This is a genomic window from Novosphingobium umbonatum (assembly GCF_004005905.1).
GTDB lineage: Bacteria > Pseudomonadota > Alphaproteobacteria > Sphingomonadales > Sphingomonadaceae > Novosphingobium > Novosphingobium umbonatum.
This window is the reverse complement of record NZ_SACO01000069.1, coordinates 1-283: the sequence shown is the minus strand read 5'-3', so window position 1 is coordinate 283 and position 283 is coordinate 1. Positions and strand designations below refer to the sequence as shown.

Annotated in this window: 2 tRNA genes; both read right to left on the bottom strand. The window is 54.4% G+C overall.

The features are described from left to right. Window positions 1-49: 49 nt before the first annotated feature. Window positions 50-124 (bottom strand) — tRNA-Asn (locus tag EOE18_RS18320). A gap of 32 nt (window positions 125-156) precedes the next feature. Then, window positions 157-231 (bottom strand) — tRNA-Asn (locus EOE18_RS18315). Window positions 232-283: the final 52 nt, after the last annotated feature.

Below are 283 nucleotides of genomic sequence, written 5' to 3'. Positions count from 1 at the left end.
GGAAAATCCAGCCTTCTCAGACCGCATCGGATCGATATGGAAGAGGAAGTGGCTCCCTGAGTAGGATTCGAACCTACGGCCGCTCGATTAACAGTCGAGAGCTCTACCGCTGAGCTATCAGGGAACAAGGCGGCAATTTTCTCTTCCGAAGAAGAATGGCTCCCTGAGTAGGATTCGAACCTACGGCCGCTCGATTAACAGTCGAGAGCTCTACCGCTGAGCTATCAGGGAACAGTCCAGCGTTGCCGCTGGGCAGGTGCGCGCTAATAACAGGGCTTCGTTT